Below are 19,116 nucleotides of genomic sequence, written 5' to 3'. Positions count from 1 at the left end.
CGTACCCGCACCGGCGTGGGGGGGCCGGGCGTCGGGCGCAATGCGGGGGAAACTGGCCCCCACGCTACCCTTGCTGCGCAAGGTCCGCTGCCCCCCAAGGGGGCCGCTTTTTGTCTTGGGGCGGTCCGGCGACGAAAACCTCGCAGCCCGCTTGCGGTGAGGCGCAGCATTATCGCCGCAGCCCCGAAAAAACGCGCGCCAGGGGGTATGCGCCCGATGCCCGGACGCGCAGCGCCGGTTTTTGCCTATCCTTTAGGATGCGCACTGCACGGGCCGGGCCGCCATGCCGGACACCCTGGCCCGTGCCTGCTCCGCCCTCTGCCTGGTGCGCTTTCGCTGCGCCAGTCCTTGACCGGCCGGGCAGCGCCAGACTGGCCACGCCGCAGCGGATTTCGCTGGCCAAGGCGCCGTTTCACTGATTGACCGTTTTTTCCAGGAGTTGCCATGCACGCCTCGATTCGCCATTTCCCGTGGGCCGGCCCGGCCCTGCTGTGCACCCTGCTGGGCAGCGGTGGCCTGGCCTGGGCGCTGCCGGGAAGCGGCCCGGCCAACGGGCAGGCGGCAGGGGCTTCCGCTGCGGCGGCTGCACCCGGTACGGCCGCTGCACCCGCAGCGCCCGCTGCACCGGGTTCAGCCGATGCGCCCCTGGTGGTGCGCATTGCCCATGCCGGGCCGGTGTCCGGCCCCATTGCCAGCCTGGGCAAGGATGAGGAAAACGGCGTGCGCATGGCCCTGGACGATCTCAATGCCAAGGGCCTGGAGATCGGCGGGCGCAAGCTGCACTGGAAGCTGGAGGCCGGCGACGACGGCGGCGACCCCGGCCAGGCCGTGGCCCTGGCCCGGCGCCTGTGCGACAAGAAGGTGGCGGCCGTGGTCGGCCACCTGCAGTCGGGCACCACGCTGCCGGCCACGTCCATCTATCAGGACTGCGGCATCGTCATGGTCACGCCGGCGGCCAGCAACCCGGCCATCACCCAGTCGGGCTATGACACCACGTACCGCGTGATCGCCGACGACCGCGCCATGGTCGATGCGCTGGTGTCCCACGCCGTGGGCAAGCTGGGCGTCAAGCGCGTGGCCATCATCGATGACCGCTCGGCCTACGGCCAGGGCATCGTGGCGCTGTTCGAGGCCCAGGCGCGCGAGCAGGGCATCGAGATCGTGGACAAGCAGTACACCGGCGACAAGTCCACGGACTTCGTCCCCATCCTCACGGCCATCAAGGGCAAGAAGCCCGACGCCATCTTCTTCGGCGGCCTGGATGCCCAGGCCGGCCCCATGCTCAGGCAGATGGCCCAGCTGGCCATGGACAAGGTGCGCTTTCTGGGCGGCGACGGCCAGTGCACGCTGCGCCTGCCCGAGCTGGCCGGCAACGCGGCGCCGCTGCGCAACGTGACCTGCGCCGTCGGCGGCAGCCCGCTGGAGCGCATGCCGGGCGGCGCTGCCTGGAAGCAGCGCTATGACCAGCGCTTTGCCGACCAGTACCAGGTCTTCAGCCCCTACGCCTACGATGCCACCATGGTGCTGGCCCAGGCCATGGTGCGGGCCGACTCCATCCGGCCCGATGCCTATATCCCCTATCTGCGCCAGACCCGGTATGAGGGCGTGACGGCGCCGATTGCCTTCACGCCCCAGGGCGAGCTGCAGGCGCCGGTGGTCACGCTGTACCACTACGCGCAGGGCGTGCGCAAGGCGCTGCCCTGACGCGCTGACAACGTGGCTGCCGAACACCCTTTCTTGCCGCAGGCCGACGACGAGGCCTGGATGCGCGCCGCCCTGGAGCTGGCACGCGCCGCTGCCGGGGCGGGCGAGGTGCCCGTGGGCGCCGTCATCGTCAAGGACGGCGCCATCATCGGCCGGGGCCGCAACGCGCCCGTGGCCCACGGCGATCCCACGGCCCATGCCGAGGTGCTGGCGCTGCGCGATGCGGCCGCGCACCTGGGCAACTACCGGCTGGACGATTGCACGCTCTACGTGACCCTGGAGCCGTGCACCATGTGCAGCGGCGCCATGCTGCATGCGCGCCTGGGCCGCGTGGTCTATGGCGCGGCCGAGCCGCGCACGGGCGCGGCCGGATCGGTGCTGGACGTGTTTGCGCTGCCGCAGATCAACCACCACACGCAGGTGACGCGCGGCGTGCTGGCCGGCGAATGCGCGGCCCTGATGTCGGACTTCTTTCGCATGCGCCGCGCCGAGCAGCGCGCGGCCCAGCCGCATCCGCTCAAGGACACGGCGCTGCGCCATGCGGATTCCACCTTCGGCGGCTTTGCCCGGCCGCAGTGGCGCAGCGACCTGCCGGCGCTGGCAGGCCTGCGCCTGGCCTTTGTCGATGAAGGACCGCACGATGCACCGCTGACCTGGCTGTGCCTGCACGGCAGCCCGGCATGGGGCCAGCTGTTCCAGCCCATGCTGCCCGGGTGGCTCCAGGCCGGCTATCGCGTGGTCGTTCCCGACCTGCCGGGCTTTGGCCGCAGCGACCAGCCCAAGAAGGACAAGGCGCACAGCGCGGCCTGGCATGTGCAAGTGCTGCTTGAGCTGGTGCTGGCGCTGGACCTGCGGAACATCGTGCTGGTCGGCCATGACGATGGCGTGCACCTGGGCCTGGCCGTGGCGCAGGCCGAGCCCGCACGTTTTTGCGGCGCCTGGCTCATGAATGCCTGGCCCGCAGGCCCGGCGCCCGATGCCTGCGTGCAATGGTTTGCGCAGGCGGCGCGCAAGCCGTCATGGCCCGCGGGCCGCGCCATGCGCGAGGTGGGCGAGGAGGCCGGCGCACAGCCGCAGGCCTGGAACCTGCCGTTTTCCCAACCCGGCCACCGCGCCGCGCTGCAGGCCTGGCCCCGCGTGCGGGCCGAAATGCCTGCGCTGCCGATGGCGTTGCTGGCGCAGTGGAGCCAGCAGCAGCGCCTGTGGGTGCAAGGCGGCGAGCACGATGTGCTGCTGCCCGCGCCCGCATGGCGACAGGCCTGGCTGCAGGCGCTGCCACAGCTGCCGCCGGCGCAGCTGCGCCTATCCCCGTGCGGCCATTGGGTTCCCCTGTGCGCAGCCGGCATGGTGGCCGACGCTGTGGAATACTTCCGCCCATAGGCCAGCGCCGCCGGCCCCTTGCCGGGGCTGCGCGGCGCCAGGTCCCCGTCTTCACTCCCCTTGCAATATGGAGCATGCCGGCCAGGGCCGGCATGGAACCACCTTGGCCACTTCGCGCAGTTCCCGCACCCCCCGCAAAACGGCAGCCGCTACCGCTACCGTTTCAGCCCCCGTTTCTGCTCCCGCAGATCACTCGCACGAGCATGTGCATTCAGCCGACGGCCAGTGCTGCGCGCATGGCCACGGGCGTGCCGATGACCATGGGGATGCCCACGACCACGACCACGAGCATGTGCACGCCGCCGACGGCAGCTGCTGCGACCATGCGCATGACCAGGGTCCGCGCCACATCTACATCTACTCGCCCGCCGGCGCCGTGCGCGACAAGGCCGGTTTCAAGCGGGCCGTGCGCCGCCTGGAGGCCATGGGCCACCAGGTGGAGATCGATGCCGATGCGCTGAGCAGCCACCAGCGCTTTGCCGGCGACGACGCCACGCGCCTGGCGGCCATCGACCGTGCGGCGGCCAGCGGTGCCGACCTGGCGCTGCCCACGCGCGGCGGCTACGGCCTCACGCGCATCCTGCCGGGCATCAAGTACAAGGCCGTGGCCAAGGCCATCGCAGGCGGCACGCGCTTCGTGGGCCTGAGCGACTTCACGGCGCTGTCGCTGGCCCTGCTGGCCAAGACCGGCGCCACCACCTGGGCCGGCCCGCTGCTGGTGCACGACTTCGGCCGCCCCGACGACGAGGGCGGCGTGGACGACATCATGCTGGACTGCTTCAACGACCTGCTCAGCGGCCAGGGCGAGGGCGCGGGCTGGCAGATGCCGAAGATCGGCCTGCGCGAAGACGGCAAGCCTGCCGTCAAGGACTTCTACATCAGCGGCGGCGCCACGCTGTGGGGCGGCAACCTGGCCGTGCTGGTGTCCCTGCTGGGCACGCCGTACTTCCCGCAGATCAAGGGCGGCATCCTGTTCCTGGAAGACGTGGGAGAGCATCCCTACCGCGTGGAGCGCATGCTGACCCAGTTGCTGCATGCGGGCGTGCTGGCCCAGCAAAAGGCCATCGTGTTCGGCCAGTTCAGCGAGTTCAAGCTCAGCTCGCATGACAAGGGCTTCAAGCTGCAGACCGTGATCGACTGGCTGCGCAGCCAGGTCAAGTGCCCCGTGCTGCAGGGCCTGCCCTACGGCCATGTGCCGACCAAGGTGATGCTGCCCGTGGGCGCGCCCGTGTCGCTGTCGGTCGAAGGGCGCGATGCGCTGATCTACTGGGGCCACGTGCACTGAGCGGCAAGGAGCAGACGGCATGCTGCAGATGTGGGAGTTCGCGGCCTACCCGCTGCTGGCGCTGATGTTCGTCGGCATCTTCACGCGCGAGGTGATCGCGCCGGCCTCGCGCAACCATTGCGACCGGCGCTGGCTGATCCTGTCCACGCTGCTGGGCCTGGGCACGCTGGCCACCACCTTGGCGGTAGGCCATCTGTTTTCGGACGGCATCCGCCGCCATGCGCTGCTGGACGTGGGCCGGCAATGGCCGGCCTGGGCCGTGGGCGCACTGAGCTTTGTGCTCACCAGCTTTGTCTTTTACTGGTGGCACCGCGCCACGCACCGGTCGGACACGCTGTGGCGCCTGTTCCACCAGCTGCACCACAGCGCGCCGCGCGTGGAGGCGCTCACGGCGTTTTTCGCCCATCCCATGGACACGGCCGCCGCCGTGCTGCTGAGCGCGCTGTCCAGCTACTGGGTGCTGGGGGCCAGCCCGCTGGCTGCCGCCTTTGCCATCGGCCTCACGGGGGCGTTCGACCTGTTCCTGCATGCCGACATCCGCACGCCGCGCTGGCTGGGATACATCGTGCAGCGGCCCGAGATGCACACCGTGCACCACCAGTACGGCCACCATGCGCAGAACTACGGCCTGCCCGTCTGGGATCTGCTGTTCGGCACCTGGGCCAATCCGGCCGAGCGGGTGGAGCGCCTGGGCTTTGATGCCGACAAGGCCGAGCGCGTGACCGACATGCTGCGCTGGCAAGACGTGCACAAGCAGAACTCCCCCTGAGGCGCGGCGCGGCCGGCGTAGGCCCTTGCTCGCTGTCCCTTGTTCTTGGCCGCGCCAGTTTTTGAGGCTCTGTCCGGTGGCGGGGGGCTGACTGCTATTCGAGGTAGCGGCCGTTTTCCTTGCGGCGGGCGCGCATGCCGGTGCGCAGGAAGAGCACGGTGCCGCCTTGCTCGGCCAGCGGCGCGCGCGTGTCGCCGCACAGGTGGGCGTCCAGGCGCTGGGGCAGGTTCTCCAGCAGGGAGCGGATGGCGGACAGGTCGGTGTCGGCCGCTTCGGGGTGGTCGCGCACGAAGCCTTCAAGGTAGGCGCGGGCATCGGCCTGCAGCTGCTCGCGCGTGGTGGCCAGCGAGACGTAGCTGACGCCGGCCTGGCCCGGCGCCTCGGTTCCCAGCAGGTAGCAGCCTATGTAGTCACCACGGGGCTGGCCCACGGGCGGGTCCTGGCTGAGCTTCTTCAAGAGGCTGAAAGGCCACATTCCTGGTACTTCCTGTTTCTGTCTGGCGCCCTGCATCCATTTGCGCAGGGCGGGCGCTGATTGTCGCCTGAAGGCGGGGCCAGACTTGCTGACGATTCGTCGTGAGCAATGTGAGCAATGGACCAGTTCATATGCTACAAACTGCAACACTACGATATGAAAAAAGGCAGGGGGAAGGGAGAAGAATGGGAATCATGCGAATCCTGAACTCGCGATGGTGGAGCGTGGGCGCCGTGGCGTTGGTCGGCTCGGCCTTGCTGGCCGGCAGCGCGGTGGCCATCTATGCCGTGCGCGTGCAGCCGGTGCTTGACGGACAGCTCACGCTGGCCGGCCTGGAGCAGCCCGTGCGTGTGCGGCGCGACGAGGCCGACATCACCCACATCAGCGCCTTCACGCCGCAGGACCTGTGGCGCGCGCTGGGCCATGTGCATGCGCAGGAGCGCGGCTGGCAGCTGGAGTTCAACCGCCGCCTGATGCACGGCACGCTGTCCGAGATCCTCGGGCCGGCCACGCTGGACACCGACAAGCTCATGCGTGCGCTGGACATACGCGGCGCGGCGCGGCGCCAGTACGCATCCCTGCCCGCCAACGCACGCGAGGCGCTGCAGGCCTACAGCGAGGGCATCGCGGCCTTCTATGCGGCCCTGCCCATGCGCCAGCATCCGCAGGTGCCCGAATTCATGCTGCTGGGCACCACGCCGGGCGGAGGCGACAGCTCGGCCTGGGCGCCCGAGGACAGCGTGGGCTGGGCGCTGATGATGGCGCTGGACCTGGGCGGCAACTGGGGCAACGAGTTCGCGCGGCTGGCCGCGCTCTCGCAACTGGACACACAGCAGCTGTGGCAGCTGATGCCGCCCTATCCGGGCGAGGCGCCGGCCACCGCCACCGATCTGGCCGCGCTTTACCGGGGGCTGGGCGTGTACCGCCAGGAGGCACAGGCGGCGTCTGCGCCCAAGGTGGCTGCCGCCGGCGATGCGAGCGATGCCTGGGCCCGCTGGTCCCGCGACATGGTGCGCGATGCGGGCACCAACGACGGCAAGGGCAGCAACAACTGGGTGCTGTCGGGTAGCCGCACGGTCAGCGGCAAGCCGCTGCTGGCCAACGATCCCCATCTGGGCCTGAGCGCGCCCGCCATCTGGTACTACGCGCGCCTGCAGTCGCCCGCCGGCCATGCGCAGGACGGCACGCCGCTGGCGCCCATCGATGTGGTGGGGGCCACCCTGCCGGGCCTGCCCTTCGTGGTGCTGGGGCGCACGCGCGAGGTGGCCTGGGGCTTTACCAACACCAATCCCGATGTGCAGGATCTGTACCTGGAGCAGATCGATCCAGGCAACCCGGGCCGCTACCGCACGCCGGACGGCTGGGCGCCTTTCACCGAGCGCAGCGAGCGCATCAGGGTCAAGGGCCGGGCCGATGTGCAGCTCACGCTGCGCAGCACGCGCCACGGTCCCGTGATCAGCGATGTGCAGCCCCAGTACGAGGCCGTGCTCGACAAGCGCCGCTACGCCGTGGCCCTGCGCTGGGCGGCGCTGGACACCGACAACCTCACCGTGCAGGCCGGACTGCGCGCCAACGAGGCGCGCAGCGTGGCCCAGCTGTTCGAGGCCTTTGCCGACTACCACTCGCCCATGCAGAGCATCGTCGCGGCCGATGTCCATGGCGACATCGGCTTCAAGGCCGCAGGCCGGGTGCCGCTGCGCGCGGCCGACAACGACCTGCGCGGCGTGGCGCCCGCGCCGGGCTGGGAGGCACGCTACGACTGGCAGGGCTGGCTGCCCTACGACCAGGCCCCGCAGGACGATGGAACGGCTCAGGGCTATCTGGCCACCGCCAACCAGCGCATCACGCGCGAGGGCTATGCCCACTTCCTCACCCAGGACTGGAGCCTGCCGTACCGGCACCAGCGCATCACCGAACTCATCGATGCGAAGGACAGGCACGACGTGGTCAGCATGGCCTCCATCCAGAACGACCAGACCTCGCTGGCCGCCCGCGCCCTGCTGCCGCAAATGCTCAAGGCCCTGGACGAAGCGCCGGCCACACATCCGCTGGCCGGGCAGGCGCGCCGGGTGATGGCGCAGTTCGACGGCCGCATGGATGCCGCGCAGGCCGCGCCCCTGATCTTTGCCGCCTGGGTGGACGAACTCACGCGCGGCCTGGTGATCCCGCGCATTGGCGCCCAGACCTTTGCGGCCACCTATGGCAAGCGCGATTACCGCGCGGGCATCGAAGGCATGCTGGAGCGCCGCGATGGCTGGTGGTGCGCAGCGGCGGGCTGCAGCGCCCAGGTCAGCCAGGCGCTGGACCGGGCGCTGGCGCGTCTGCAGGCCACGCAGGGCAGCGACCTGGGCCGCTGGCGCTGGGGCACGGTGCATGCGGCCCTGAGCAGCCACCGGCCGCTGGGCAGCGTGGGGCTGCTGGCAGGCATCTTCAATGTCAGCGTGCCTTCGGGTGGCGACAGCTATACCGTCAACGTGGGCCAGTACCTGCCCGGCGATGCCAGGGCGCCGTTCGCCAACCGCCATGCGGCATCGCTGCGCGCCATCTACGACCTGGCCGAGCCCGAGCGCTCGCTGTTCATCTACCAGACCGGCCAAAGCGGCGTGGCCCTGTCCAGCCGCTATGCGGACATGTCTGCGGAATGGGCCGACGGCCGCTACCGGCCGCTGCAGATGGCGCCCGCGCGCTGGCGCCATTCCATGATGCTGCGGCCCCAGTAGGTTGCAGCAGGCTGCAGCAGCGGCGCGCGCAGGCCTCAGGTGCCGAGGAATTGCTCGATCAGCCCGGCCACGGCCGCCGGCTGGTCGTGGTGCAGCATGTGGCCGGCGTCCTGGACCACGGCCGTGCGGCAGTCGGCAATCTGCCCGATGCGCTCGTGGTACTCGGCCAGCGTGTAGCGGTCCTTCCACCACATGCCCAGGCTGTCGTCGCTGGCTTCGATGGCCAGAACGGGCGCGGTGATGGCACGGTACAGGGCCAGGATTTCTTCCACGCGGAACAGCTGCGCGCTGATGAGCTTGTGCGCCGTGTCGCCCAGGATTTCCCAGCGGCCCTGCGCATTGGGCGCCGCCCAGTGGTGGGCCAGCCACAGCGCCTTGTCCTCGGGCAGGCGGCGGTTGGTCTTCATCAGCCGGCGGGCCACGTCCTGCACGCTGTCATAGCTCTTGAGTTCCATGCCGCCGCTGCGCAGCTGGCGCAGCTCGTCCATCCACTGCGCATAGCGCGCAGGCGCCTGGTCTGGCCGGGTGGCCGGCATGCCGAAGCCTTCGAGGTTGACCAGCCGGCGTATGCGCGCAGGCCGCGCGCCCGCATACATCATGGACACGTTGCCGCCCATGCTGTGGCCCACCAGGTCCACGGGCATATCGCCCGCCAGGGTGTCCAGCAGATGGTCCAGGTCGCCCAGGTAGTCGGCAAAGTCATGCCGGTCGGCAGGCCAGGCCGGCCGGCTCAGGCCGAAGCCGCGCCAGTCCGGCGCAATGATGCGGCGCCCCGCCATGAAGGCCTCGCCAAAGGCATCGACCACGAACTGGTAGGAGGCCGCCACATCCATCCAGCCGTGCACCAGCACCAGCGGCGCCAGCGCGGGATCGCCATCCACAGGTCCCCACTCGCGCACGTGGTACTCCATGGTGCGCACCGGCACCATGCGCGAGCGCCAGGGGCGTGTGGGAGCGTAGATGGGTGCTTCTTCAGCGGCCGTGGCGGGGAGGGAAGAGGGGGCTTGCAGCATCCCGCCGATTATTCCGGTTTGCTGCTGTGCAGCAGTCAGGGGCGGGACAGCGGTGGCTGGGGATTTCCCGGTGCGCCAGCACGGCTCCCGGCCGGGGTGGGCATCAACCGTGGCTTTCCGGGGCGGCGGTGCGCGGGCGGGACAGCAGGCTCTCGGCCGGTATGCCCAGGTCATGAAGCCTGTAGAGCATGTTCAGCGTCAGGGGGCGGCTGCGGTTGAGTATTTCGTAGATGCGGTTGGTCTGCCCGATGTAGGGCACCAGGTCCTTGACCGTCATGCCCCGGGACTCCATGAGCAGGCGCAGCGCATCGATAGGGTCGGGGGGAGCGATGGGGTAATGCCTGGCCTCGTAGGCCTCAACCAGCGTTCCGAGAATGTCCAGCCTGTCGCCGTCGGGCGTTCCCGGGGCCGGGTCCTTGTCGATCAGTTGCGAGATCTCGGTCAGTGCTGTCCTGTAATCCTGCTCGGTCCGGATGGGGCGGATTTCCATGGTCATTCCTTTCATTGCAGGCTCTGGTCCACCGTGGCGGCATCCACCTTGTCGTACTGCGCGTGCGTGCCTATGAACTTGATGTACAGCCACTGCTGCCTGTAGGCGATGGCGGCAATCAGGCGGTAGTCGTTGCCTTTGACGTTGAACACGACCCGGTTGTTGCCCACGATGCTGGCATTGCCGATCTGGTCCTTCACGTCCTGGGGGCAGGTCCACTGCGCGCGGGTGGCCATGTCGAACCACGCCTCAAGCGGCCCTTTGGCATCCGCATGCTCCGGCCTGCTGTAGAAATTGACGAGGGTGGAACGGGCCACGATGTGCATGGGCGGATGTTAGTCCCAAATTGGGACTGAGGCTGCTGGCATGGTCTTTGTGCTCTTTGCCGTGCTTGTGCTTTCGCGCCGGGTTAACCCGAGCGCCGCCGCCGCTGATGCACGGCATCAGAAACAATGATTGGCCGGCCGGGCCGGCGCTGCCTACAGTGGGTTGCAGATTGACCGCACAACAACCCGAAGGAGACAGCAATGCAGCAACGCAGATGGCTGACGGCCGCCATGGCCGCAGGATTGTGGGGCGCCGCCATGGCGGCCCAGGCCGGCACGGTGACGGTGCTGACCTCGTTTCCCAAGGAGCTGACCACGGCCTACCAGAAGGCCTTCGAGGCGGCCAATCCGGGGATCAAGATCGAGATCCTGAACAAGAACACCACGGCCGCCGTGGCCTATGTGCGCGAGCTGCCCGAGGGCCAGCGGCCCGACATCATGTGGGCCAGCGCCCCTGATGCCTTCGAGGTGCTGGCGCGCAACAAGCTGCTGACCGCCGCGCCCGAGACGCGCAATCCGGCCGCGCCCGCCAAGATCGGCAACTACCCGCTCAACGACCCGCAGGGCCTGTACTACGGCCAGGCGCTGGCAGGCTATGGAATCATGTGGAACACGCGCTACCTGAAGGCGCACAAGCTGGCGGCGCCCAAGGAGTGGAGCGACCTGACGCGGCCCGAGTACTTCGGCCACATCGCCATCTCCTCGCCCTCGCGTTCGGGCACCACGCAGCTGACGGTGGAGACCATCCTGCAGGGCGAGGGCTGGGACAAGGGCTGGCGCCAGCTGCTGTCCATGATGGGCAACGCCGCCGCCGTGACCGACCGCAGCTTTGCCGTGCCCGATGGCGTGAACAACGGCCAGTACGGCATAGGCATCGTGATCGATTTCTTCGGGCTGGCGGGCAAGTATTCGGGCTTCCCGGTGGACTTCGCCTACCCGGCGATGACGGCCGTGGTGCCGGCCAACATCGCGCTGATCGCGGGCGCCAAGAATGCCGATGAGGCGCGCAAGTTCATGGCCTTCACCATGTCGGTGCAGGGCCAGCAGCTGCTGTTCGACCCCAAGATCAGCCGCCTGCCCATCCTGCCCTACAGCCAGCTCAAAGCGCCGGCCGGCTACCCCGTGCCGCAGGAGGTGGCGCAGCGCGCCAAGGTGCAGTTCGATGCCAATCTGTCCGAGTCGCGCTATGCCGTGGTGATCAGCCTGTTCGACCAGATGGTGACCTTCCGCCTCAAGGAGCTGCAGGTCGCCACGCGCGCCATCCAGGAGGCGCACAAGGCCCTGCAGGCCAAGCCCAATGCCAGGGGGCAGGAGCTGCTGGCGCAGGCGCGCGACATCGCCTACTCGCCGCTGGTGGGCGAAGCCAATGTGAAGGACGAGCAGTTCCTGGAGCTGTTCCGCAAGAGCCGGCGCGATGTGGCCGTGTCCAAGGAGCTGACGGGCCTGGAGCAGATGTGGGCCGACAAGGCGCGTGCCAACTACGAGCGCGCAGGCAAGCTGGCCGCCGAGGCGCGCGGCCTGGCCCGGTAAGTGGCGGGCGCAGGGGCCCGGCACCGGGCGCCTGCATGCACTCCCCTTGACAGTCTCTTTCGCTGCGGAGCATTCGCATGAGCATCGATTCCATGGCGGCGCCCGTCGTCGCCCCCCTTGCTGCGCGCGCACGGCGCATTCCGTCGGGCTGGGGGCCGTGGCTGGCCTTCGCGCTGATCCTGGCCTTTTTGCTGGCCTTTCTCATCGTGCCCGTGGGCATGGTGGTCTACACCGCCTTCGTCAATGAAGGCGGCGGGCTCACGCTGGGGCACTTCGGCAATTTCTTCGGCCAGACCGTCTTCCGCGAGTCGTTCTTCAACAGCCTGGGCGTGTCCCTGGCCAGCGTGTTCTTCGCCAGCCTGATCGCCGTGCCGCTGGCCTACCTGACGGTGCGCTTCGAGTTCCGGGGCGCGCTGCTGATACAGACGCTGGGCGTGCTGCCGCTGATCATGCCGCCCTTCGTGGGGGCGGTGGCGCTGCAGCTGATCTTCGGGCGCAGCGGCTCGGTCAACCTGCTGCTGGACGACTGGTTCGGCTTCACCGTGCCCATCATGGAGGGGCTGACGGGCGTGATCTTCGTGGAGAGCATCCACTACTTCCCGTTCATCCTGCTCAACCTCGTGGCGGCCATGCGCAATATCGACGGGGCCATGGAGGAGTCGGCGCTGAACCTGGGCTCGCGTGGATTCCGGCTGTTCCGGCGCGTGATCTTTCCGCTGGCCATGCCCGGCTACCTGGCGGGCGCGGCCCTGGTGTTCGTGAAAGTGTTCGACGACCTGGGCACGCCGCTGGTGATGGGCGTGACCAATATGTTGGCGCCCCAGGCCTATCTGCGCATCACCTCGGTGGGGCTCGATGATCCGCTGGGCTATGTGATCAGCGTGATCATGATCGCGTTCTCCATCGTCGCCCTGTGGCTGGCCGCGCGGGTGATGAAGGGCAAGGACTACGCCACCTTGCAAAAGGGCGGCAGCGCGCTGCAAAAGCGCCGGCTGTCGGCCTGGGAGGCGCTGCTGGCCTATGGCTGGATCGCCCTGGTGCTGCTGGTGGTGCTGGCGCCGCACATCGGCATCTTGCTGATGTCGTTCTCCAAGGTCTGGAGCTTCTCGGTGCTGCCCGACAGCTATACGCTGGAGCACTACGCCACGGTGTTCACCGACTCGGGCTACATGATCGGCAACACGCTGCTGTACTGCCTGATGGCGGCGGGCATCGACGTGGTGATCGGCACCGCCATCGCCTACCTGATCCTGCGCACCCGGCTGCCTGCCCGGCAGTGGCTGGACTACCTGGCCTCGGTGGCGCTGGCGATTCCGGGGCTGGTGCTGGCCATCGGCTACCTGCGGCTGTTCAAGGGCGTAAACCTGCCCTTCACCGATACGCCCATCGTCACCACCTGGGTGCTGATCATGCTGGCCTATGCGGTGCGGCGGCTGCCGTATGCGCTGCGCTCGTGCATGGCGGCGCTGCAGCAGGTGCACATCTCGCTGGAGGAGGCCGCGCAAAGCCTGGGCGCGGGCCGCACCAGCGTGATACGGCGCGTGATGGTGCCGCTGATGGCCGGCGGCATCCTGGCCGGCTTCGTCACCAGCTTCATCACGGCGGCGGTGGAGCTGTCGGCCACCATCATGCTGGCCTCGGCCCAGAGCCAGGCGCCCATGAGCTACGGCATCTACCTGTACATGCAAAGCATCTCGGGGCGCGGGCCCGGTGCGGCATTGGGCGTGCTGGCCGTGGTCGTGGTCGGCCTGGGCACGTATTTCTCGCACCGCTTCGTGGAGCGCTCGCGCGCCACCGTGCAATCGACTTCGGAGTGAACCGCCATGCACCTGGACCCTGTCTCCCTCGAATGCAGGCACATCAGCCTGAGCTATGGCAGCAACGAAGTGCTGCGCGACGTCAACCTCAAGATCGAGCCCGGCGAGTTCTTCGCGCTGCTGGGGCCTTCGGGCTCGGGCAAGTCCACGCTGCTGCGGCTGATCGCGGGCTTCAACCGGCACCAGCGCGGCGAGCTGCTGGTGGGCGGGCAGGACATCACGGGGGTGCCGCCGCATGCGCGCAACATCGGCATGGTGTTCCAGAACTACGCGCTGTGGCCGCACATGACGGTGTACGACAACGTGGCCTTCGGCCTGGTCGAGCGCCGCGAAAGCCGCGACACCATCCGCCGCAAGGTGGGCGAGGTGCTGGAGCTGGTGGGCCTGTCGCAGTACGCGCAGCGCCGCCCGGGCCAGCTGTCGGGCGGGCAGCAGCAGCGCGTGGCGCTGGCGCGCACCGTGGTGATCGCGCCCAAGCTGCTGCTGCTGGACGAGCCGCTGTCCAACCTCGACAAGCAGCTGCGCGTGCAGATGCGCGAGGAACTGCGCAGCCTGCAGCGCAAGCTGGGCCTGACCACCATCTTCGTCACCCACGACCAGGAAGAGGCCATGACCACGGCCGACCGCATGGCCGTGCTGGACAAGGGCGTGCTGCAGCAGGTGGGCTCGGCGGCGGGGCTGTACGACTACCCGGCCAACCGCTTCGTGGCGGGCTTTGTCGGCACGGCCAATGTGCTGGAGGGCGAGGTGCTGCCGACGATAGGCGAGTCGCTGGTCTTCAAGGTGCCGGGCCTGGGCACGCTGACCCTGCCGCGCCCGGCCCAGCCGCCCGTGCCGGGGCGTGCGGCGCTGGCCTTCCGGCCGCACCAGGTGCAGATTGCGGTGCGCGACGATGCGGGCGATGCCTCGCGTGTGTGGGTGGAAGGGCAGATCGAGAGCGCCGAATTCCTGGGCGAGTTCTCGCGCTACCGCGTGCGCGTGGGAGAGGTGGCCGTGGTCGCCGACCAGGCGCACTACGCGGGCATTGCCATGTTCCCCATGGGCATGCCGGTGCGCCTGGGCATCGAGCCCACGCAGCTGCGCTACCTCGATGAGTGAACGATGAGACGGCTAGGGATGTTCCCTGAAACCCGGGCCTGCCCGGGCCGCAGGCCCTGGCGCCTGCGCTAGGCTGGCCGCCCATGGAGATGTATCAGCTGCGCGCCTACGTCACGGCGGCCACGCTGGGCAGCGTCACGCGCACGGCCGAGGCCCTGCACCTGACCCAGCCCGCCATCACGGCCCAGATCAAGGCGCTGGAGGAGGAGCTGGGCGTGGCGCTGTTCGACCGGCGCCCGGGCCGCATCAGCCTCACGCGGGCCGGCGAGGCCCTGATGGAGCCCGCTCGGCAGGTGCTTGATGCAGCGGGTCGGCTGCAGGGCCAGGCCCGCGAGCTGCAGGGCGAGGTCACCGGCCAGCTGCTGCTGGGCACGGTGGCCGACCCCGAGGCGCTGCGCCTGGGCTCGCTGCTGCATGGCCTGGTGGAGGCGCTGCCGCTGCTGGACATCAAGACACGCCAGGGCTGGGCCGAGGAGCTGCGCGCGCAGGTCGCGGCCGGCGGCCTGCAGGGCGCGTTCTACATCGGCGCCCACATGCCGCGCGACCTGGGCGCGCTGGTGCTGCAGACACTGCACTACCGTGTGGCGGCGCCGCCCGCGCTGCGCGAGCGCGTCCTGCAATCGGGCTGGAAGGACCTGGCGCAACTGCCCTGGATCGGCGCGCCCGCGCAGCACCATGAGCAGGCCCTGCTGCTGGCGCTGTTCGCCCGCCAGGGGCTGAGCCCCAATCAGATCGTGGAAAGCGATGCCGCCGCCGCGCCCGAGAGCCTGGTGCGCGCCGGCCTGGGCTTGGCGCTGCTGCGCGAGGACCGCGCCCTGGCCGCGGCCGAGCATGGCTGCGTGGCCATCTGGCCGCATGCGCGCGTGTCGGCGCAGCTGGGCTTCATCCACCCGCGCGAGGCCGAGCACGACCCGGCCCTGGTGGCCACGCTGTCGCAGCTGCGCAGGGTCTGGGGGCTGACCGAGGTTCAGGCGGCGGCGCCGCCGCCGGCCTGAGGGGTGCCTGCCTGGACGATGGCCTCGACCAGCGCATCAAGGCTGCCCTGGCGTTCCTGCTCGCCCACCTCGAACAGCTCCAGCACGCCGGTGCCGCGCAGGATGGCGAAGGCCATGGCCGCAAAGCCCTGGGGGCGGGGATGGTGGGCCGCGATCTCGGGGAAGACGTCCAGGAAGCGGGTGTAGAACACGCTGTCCACATGTACCCGGCGCGCGTCCACGCGGTCGAACAGCGAGGGGGAGGCCTTGCAGCCGAAGAACATGCTCCAGGCCGCCTGGTAGTTGGCCGCGCCGAAGATGTTGTCCCAGGCCAGGGTGACGAAGGCCTCGGCACGCTCGCGCAGGGGCAGGGCCTTGTCGGGCCAGACCGTGCCCTGGTCGCTCAGCGGCTCCATGACCTCGATGACCAGCCGCTCCATCAGCGCATCGCGGCTCTCGAAGTGGTGCTGCAGCGCGCCCAGCGACACGTCGGCGCCGCGCGCGATGGCCTGCAGCGTGGCGCTCTTGAAGCCACCCTCGCGCAGCAGCGCCAGGGCGGAGTCGATGATCTTGCGTTGCGTTGTCTCCACACGCTCGGTCTGCGGCGTGCGTGCGCGCCGCTGCGTGGCGGACGTCGTCATGTTCTGGGCTCCAGAGGGCAAAAAAATAATAGTAGATTGTTTTTGTTTGTTGCGGGCGTTCAACCGTTGCCGCAGTGCGGCATGGCGGGCGGCAATGCGTCGATGGCCTTCGCTACTCCTTCTTCTTGGGCTTGTCCATAGGGATAAATTACAAGAAATAATAATTTATTGTTTTTTATAGTTGATACCCATCAACAAGGGGCGCACAAGGCCCCGCATTCCAACAGGCACCCCACGAGGAGACATTGCCGTGAAGACCACCGAAGTGTTCCAACCCCTGCGCCGCCGCGCGCCTTGCTGAGAGCCGGAGCACCCCCTTGATGCACAGTTCTTCTTCGCAGGGCCATCTGGAGCGCAGGCTCAAGAACCGCCACATCCAGCTCATCGCGCTGGGCGGCACCATCGGCACGGGCCTGTTCCTGGGCTCGGCCGGCATCATCGAGCTGGCCGGCCCGTCCGTGCTGCTCGGCTACGCCATTGGCGGGCTTATCATCTTTTTCATCATGCGTTTCCTGGGCGAGATGCTGGTCGAGGAGCCCAACGCGGGCTCGTTCAGCTATTTCGCCAACCGCTACCTGGGCCGCTTCGCGGGCTTTCTGGCGGGCTGGAACTGTGTGGCGCTGTATGTGCTCGTGGGCATGCTGGAGCTGACGGCCGCAGGCAAGTTCATCCAGTTCTGGTGGCCCGGCATACCCACCTGGGTGACGGCGGCGGTGTTCTTCGTGCTGATCAACGGCGTGAACTTCATCAACGTCAAGGCCTATGGCGAGTTCGAGTTCTGGTTCGCGCTGATCAAGATCGTGGCCGTGATGGCCATGATCGGCGCAGGCCTGTATTTGCTGTTCAGCGCCGACCGGCCCGAGCAGACCGTGCGCAACCTGTGGACGCACGGCGGCTTCTTCCCCAACGGCTTCTCAGGCCTGGTGATGGCCTTCGCCTTCATCATGTTCGCCTTCGGCGGCGTGGAGATGCTGGGCTTCGCGGCGGCCGAGACCGACCAGCCGCGCACCGTCATCCCCAAGGCCGTGAACCAGCTGATCTACCGCGTGCTGGTGTTCTACATCGGCTCCATGGCCGTGCTGATGTCGCTGATGCCCTGGACCGACCTGCTGGGCCAGCTCAAGGCCGGCGGCGACACCTACAGCAGCAGCCCCTTCGTGCTGGTGTTCTCGGGCCTGGGCGAGAACGTGGCCGCCCACCTGCTGAACTTCGTGATCCTCACGGCCACGCTGTCGGTCTACAACAGCATGGTCTACAGCAACAGCCGCCTGCTGTACGGCATGGCCAGCGAAGGCAATGCACCGCGCTCGCTGATGCAGGTCAACCGCCGCGGCGTGCCGGTGCGGGCCATCGTCTATCCGGCCATCTTCACGGCGCTGGCCATCGTGCTGAACTATGTGGCGCCGGCCGGCGTGCTGGAGCTGCTGATGTCGCTGATCGTGGCGGCCCTGGTGATCACCTGGACCATCATCATCGTGGCGCACTGGCGCTTTCGCCGGGCCCATGCGGCACGCGGGACCGTGCTGGGCTTTCCCGCACCGGCCGCGCCGCTGACCAATGCCATCTGCCTGGCCGCCATGGCCCTTGTGGTGGGCGTGATGCTGCTGACACCGTCGGTGCGGTCCTCCGCGCTGGCCATTCCGATCTGGGTCCTGGTGGTCTACGGGGCCTATCGCCTCGTGTTCCGCCAACGTCCCACGCCTGTGCTGGAATCCGTACTGGAACCCGCGCACATCCCCCGTTGAAACCTTCAAGGAGAACCAACCATGGCAGACCTGTTCGACAACCCGATGGGCCTGATGGGCTTCGAATTCGTGGAATTCGCATCGCCCACGCCCGGCGTGCTGGAGCCGCTGTTCGAGAAGCTGGGCTTCACGCTGGTGGCCAGGCACCGTTCCAAGAACGTGCTGCTGTACCGCCAGGGAGGCATCAACTTCATCATCAACAATGAGCCGGGGCAGGCCGCCTATTTCGCTGCCGAGCACGGCGCCTCGGCCTGCGGCCTGGCCTTCCGCGTCAAGGATGCGCACCAGGCCTACAAGCGCGCGCTGGAGCTGGGCGCGCAGCCGGTGGAGATCCCCACGGGTCCCATGGAGCTGCGCCTGCCGGCCATCAAGGGCATCGGCGGCGCGCCGCTGTACCTGATCGACCGCTTCGACGAAGGCAAGTCCATCTACGACATCGACTTCGAGTTCCTGCCCGGCGTGGACCGCAACCCCAAGGGCCACGGCTTCCAGGTGGTGGACCACCTGACGCACAACGTCTACCGCGGCCGCATGACCTACTGGGCGGACTTCTACAGCAAGCTGTTCAATTTCCGCGAGATCCGCTACTTCGACATCTCGGGCGAGTACACCGGCCTGGCCTCCAAGGCCATGACGGCGCCCGACGGCCTGATCCGCATTCCGCTGAACGAGGAATCGCGCCAGGGCGGCGGCCAGATCGAGGAATTCCTCATGCAGTTCAACGGCGAGGGCATCCAGCACATCGCGCTGCTGACGGACAACCTGCTGGACTCCATCGACCAGCTGCAGATGGCCGGCATTCCGCTGCTGACCGCGCCCAACGACATCTACTACCAGAACCTGGAAGGCCGCCTGCCCGGCCACGACCAGCCCGTGGGCGAGCTGCAGGCACGCGGCATCCTGCTGGACGGCACGACCGAGGGCGGCCAGCCGCGCCTGCTGCTGCAGATCTTCTCCCAGCCCATGCTGGGGCCCGTGTTCTTCGAGTTCATCGAGCGCAAGGGCAACTACCGCGAGGGCTTCGGCGAAGGCAATTTCAAGGCCCTGTTCGAGTCCATGGAGCGCGACCAGATCAACCGCGGCGTGCTGCAGACCGAGGCACCGCAGGGCGCCTGATCCCGACGGACGCAACGCGCCCGCCCGGCCCTG

At 68.6% G+C, this 19,116-nt stretch carries 16 protein-coding genes; 11 read left to right on the top strand and 5 right to left on the bottom strand.

What is annotated here, in order from left to right:
* Positions 1 to 444: 444 nt before the first annotated feature.
* The 4 genes from PO605_RS22735 to PO605_RS22720 all read left to right on the top strand — a co-directional run bounded on the left by PO605_RS22735 (position 445) and on the right by PO605_RS22720 (position 5,138).
* On the top strand, positions 445 to 1,704 hold the full coding sequence (locus PO605_RS22735; RefSeq protein ID WP_272206896.1) for a branched-chain amino acid ABC transporter substrate-binding protein: 1,260 nt from the start codon (positions 445 to 447) through the stop codon (positions 1,702 to 1,704).
* Between the two features lie 60 nt (positions 1,705 to 1,764).
* Positions 1,765 to 3,084: a tRNA adenosine(34) deaminase TadA gene (gene tadA / locus PO605_RS22730; RefSeq protein ID WP_047469417.1), complete on the top strand. Its 1,320-nt coding sequence runs from the start codon at positions 1,765 to 1,767 to the stop codon at positions 3,082 to 3,084.
* A gap of 292 nt (positions 3,085 to 3,376) precedes the next feature.
* Positions 3,377 to 4,369, top strand: a complete 993-nt coding sequence (locus PO605_RS22725) for an LD-carboxypeptidase (protein WP_017404106.1) — start codon at positions 3,377 to 3,379, stop codon at positions 4,367 to 4,369.
* A gap of 19 nt (positions 4,370 to 4,388) precedes the next feature.
* Positions 4,389 to 5,138, top strand: a complete 750-nt coding sequence (locus tag PO605_RS22720) for a sterol desaturase family protein (protein ID WP_016449226.1) — start codon at positions 4,389 to 4,391, stop codon at positions 5,136 to 5,138.
* Positions 5,139 to 5,232: 94 nt separating this feature from the next.
* On the opposite strand, the gene PO605_RS22715 is transcribed toward PO605_RS22720, so the two are convergent.
* Positions 5,233 to 5,613, bottom strand: coding sequence for a hypothetical protein (locus PO605_RS22715; protein ID WP_016449227.1), 381 nt, complete (start codon positions 5,611 to 5,613; stop codon positions 5,233 to 5,235).
* Positions 5,614 to 5,798: 185 nt separating this feature from the next.
* On the opposite strand from PO605_RS22715, the gene PO605_RS22710 reads away from it, so the two are divergent.
* Positions 5,799 to 8,333, top strand: coding sequence for a penicillin acylase family protein (locus PO605_RS22710; protein WP_047469404.1), 2,535 nt, complete (start codon positions 5,799 to 5,801; stop codon positions 8,331 to 8,333).
* 35 nt (positions 8,334 to 8,368) lie between these two features.
* Here the strand turns inward: PO605_RS22710 and PO605_RS22705 are convergent, their stop codons facing one another.
* The 3 genes from PO605_RS22705 to PO605_RS22695 all read right to left on the bottom strand — a co-directional run bounded on the left by PO605_RS22705 (position 8,369) and on the right by PO605_RS22695 (position 10,162).
* Complete coding sequence (locus PO605_RS22705; RefSeq protein ID WP_047469401.1) at positions 8,369 to 9,346, bottom strand: alpha/beta fold hydrolase; 978 nt, start codon at positions 9,344 to 9,346, stop codon at positions 8,369 to 8,371.
* A gap of 103 nt (positions 9,347 to 9,449) precedes the next feature.
* Positions 9,450 to 9,836: a helix-turn-helix domain-containing protein gene (locus PO605_RS22700; protein WP_047469413.1), complete on the bottom strand. Its 387-nt coding sequence runs from the start codon at positions 9,834 to 9,836 to the stop codon at positions 9,450 to 9,452.
* 11 nt (positions 9,837 to 9,847) lie between these two features.
* Positions 9,848 to 10,162, bottom strand: a complete 315-nt coding sequence (locus PO605_RS22695) for a type II toxin-antitoxin system HigB family toxin (RefSeq protein WP_013801561.1) — start codon at positions 10,160 to 10,162, stop codon at positions 9,848 to 9,850.
* A gap of 201 nt (positions 10,163 to 10,363) precedes the next feature.
* On the opposite strand from PO605_RS22695, the gene PO605_RS22690 reads away from it, so the two are divergent.
* The 4 genes from PO605_RS22690 (at position 10,364) to PO605_RS22675 (ending at position 15,602) form a co-directional block, all read left to right on the top strand.
* Complete coding sequence (locus tag PO605_RS22690) at positions 10,364 to 11,692, top strand: ABC transporter substrate-binding protein (RefSeq protein WP_272206895.1); 1,329 nt, start codon at positions 10,364 to 10,366, stop codon at positions 11,690 to 11,692.
* Positions 11,693 to 11,769: 77 nt separating this feature from the next.
* A complete protein-coding gene (locus PO605_RS22685; RefSeq protein ID WP_123690991.1) occupies positions 11,770 to 13,509 on the top strand; it encodes an ABC transporter permease in 1,740 nt (579 codons plus the stop codon).
* 6 nt (positions 13,510 to 13,515) lie between these two features.
* Positions 13,516 to 14,607 (top strand): ABC transporter ATP-binding protein, encoded by a 1,092-nt coding sequence (locus PO605_RS22680; RefSeq protein WP_012206598.1) that lies wholly within the window; start codon positions 13,516 to 13,518, stop codon positions 14,605 to 14,607.
* A gap of 83 nt (positions 14,608 to 14,690) precedes the next feature.
* Positions 14,691 to 15,602 (top strand): LysR family transcriptional regulator, encoded by a 912-nt coding sequence (locus PO605_RS22675; protein WP_016451411.1) that lies wholly within the window; start codon positions 14,691 to 14,693, stop codon positions 15,600 to 15,602.
* Here PO605_RS22675 and PO605_RS22670 read toward each other — a convergent pair.
* Positions 15,575 to 16,222 carry a TetR/AcrR family transcriptional regulator gene (locus PO605_RS22670; RefSeq protein ID WP_016449233.1) on the bottom strand — a complete coding sequence of 216 codons (648 nt, stop codon included), beginning with the start codon at positions 16,220 to 16,222 and terminating at the stop codon, positions 15,575 to 15,577. The two genes, PO605_RS22675 and PO605_RS22670, sit on opposite strands and share 28 nt — an antisense overlap.
* A 320-nt stretch (positions 16,223 to 16,542) precedes the next feature.
* Here PO605_RS22670 and PO605_RS22665 point away from each other — a divergent pair, with 320 nt between their 5' ends.
* Both PO605_RS22665 and hppD read left to right on the top strand, forming a co-directional pair.
* The gene (locus PO605_RS22665; protein WP_016451412.1) at positions 16,543 to 17,967 is read left to right on the top strand and encodes an amino acid permease; all 1,425 of its coding nucleotides are present in this window, start codon (positions 16,543 to 16,545) and stop codon (positions 17,965 to 17,967) included.
* 21 nt (positions 17,968 to 17,988) lie between these two features.
* Positions 17,989 to 19,083, top strand: coding sequence for a 4-hydroxyphenylpyruvate dioxygenase (gene hppD / locus PO605_RS22660; protein ID WP_047472818.1), 1,095 nt, complete (start codon positions 17,989 to 17,991; stop codon positions 19,081 to 19,083).
* Positions 19,084 to 19,116: the final 33 nt, after the last annotated feature.

The organism is Delftia sp. DT-2, from assembly GCF_028401915.1.
Classification (GTDB): Bacteria; Pseudomonadota; Gammaproteobacteria; order Burkholderiales; family Burkholderiaceae_C; genus Comamonas; species Comamonas tsuruhatensis.
The sequence above is the reverse complement of the archived record's forward strand: the minus strand, read 5'-3'. Positions and strand labels throughout refer to the sequence as shown.

Coding starts and splice junctions, on each gene's coding strand:
- PO605_RS22735 (WP_272206896.1), top strand. CDS start 445: ATGCACGCCTCGATTCGCCATTTCCCGTGGGCCGGCCCGGCCCTGCTG.
- tadA (WP_047469417.1), top strand. CDS start 1,765: ATGCGCGCCGCCCTGGAGCTGGCACGCGCCGCTGCCGGGGCGGGCGAG.
- PO605_RS22720 (WP_016449226.1), top strand. CDS start 4,389: ATGCTGCAGATGTGGGAGTTCGCGGCCTACCCGCTGCTGGCGCTGATG.
- PO605_RS22715 (WP_016449227.1), bottom strand. CDS start 5,613: ATGTGGCCTTTCAGCCTCTTGAAGAAGCTCAGCCAGGACCCGCCCGTG.
- PO605_RS22710 (WP_047469404.1), top strand. CDS start 5,799: ATGGGAATCATGCGAATCCTGAACTCGCGATGGTGGAGCGTGGGCGCC.
- PO605_RS22705 (WP_047469401.1), bottom strand. CDS start 9,346: ATGCTGCAAGCCCCCTCTTCCCTCCCCGCCACGGCCGCTGAAGAAGCA.
- PO605_RS22700 (WP_047469413.1), bottom strand. CDS start 9,836: ATGGAAATCCGCCCCATCCGGACCGAGCAGGATTACAGGACAGCACTG.
- PO605_RS22695 (WP_013801561.1), bottom strand. CDS start 10,162: ATGCACATCGTGGCCCGTTCCACCCTCGTCAATTTCTACAGCAGGCCG.
- PO605_RS22690 (WP_272206895.1), top strand. CDS start 10,364: ATGCAGCAACGCAGATGGCTGACGGCCGCCATGGCCGCAGGATTGTGG.
- PO605_RS22685 (WP_123690991.1), top strand. CDS start 11,770: ATGAGCATCGATTCCATGGCGGCGCCCGTCGTCGCCCCCCTTGCTGCG.
- PO605_RS22680 (WP_012206598.1), top strand. CDS start 13,516: ATGCACCTGGACCCTGTCTCCCTCGAATGCAGGCACATCAGCCTGAGC.
- PO605_RS22675 (WP_016451411.1), top strand. CDS start 14,691: ATGGAGATGTATCAGCTGCGCGCCTACGTCACGGCGGCCACGCTGGGC.
- PO605_RS22670 (WP_016449233.1), bottom strand. CDS start 16,222: ATGACGACGTCCGCCACGCAGCGGCGCGCACGCACGCCGCAGACCGAG.
- PO605_RS22665 (WP_016451412.1), top strand. CDS start 16,543: ATGCACAGTTCTTCTTCGCAGGGCCATCTGGAGCGCAGGCTCAAGAAC.
- hppD (WP_047472818.1), top strand. CDS start 17,989: ATGGCAGACCTGTTCGACAACCCGATGGGCCTGATGGGCTTCGAATTC.